1 pseudogene is annotated in these 403 nt (G+C 63.3%); it reads right to left on the bottom strand.

What is annotated here, in order from left to right:
* Positions 1–354 (bottom strand): annotated as a pseudogene (locus AC1D0P_RS30955) (amino acid deaminase); the annotation flags it as partial.
* Between the last annotated feature and the right edge of the window lie 49 nt (positions 355–403).

The following is a 403-nucleotide window of genomic DNA, read 5'->3' as shown; positions in this document are numbered from 1 at the left end:
GGCGAGGATCAGCCGCTTCTGCCCGGCCTTGAGCATGACTGAGGCCTGGCGGATATCGGCCACTGTCGTGCCCCAGGCGCCGCCCTCGACCAGTTGCTTGGCCAGCGCCGGAACCATCGGCGTCTTTGAATGCGGCGCAATCTCCAGTCCGTGGCTGCGGACATAGCGCATCATCGCGGCGATATTGGCTGCAAAGGCATCACGGTCGAGCGAGATCAGCGGCAACGACATCGCACCATCATAGGGCTGCCAGCCCCGGGCGGCGACATCGTCGATCGAAACCGGCACATGACCGGCCGGAAAGCCACGGACGCGGTCGTCGAGCATGGTGGAGGAGAGGGAGAGATCAGACATATGCAGATACCATCATCTTGAACGGGCCTCGCGGCCGGAAATCAACAGC

This window comes from Polaromonas sp. P1_G2 (assembly GCF_056405515.1).
The sequence above is the reverse complement of the archived record's forward strand: the minus strand, read 5'-3'. Positions and strand labels throughout refer to the sequence as shown.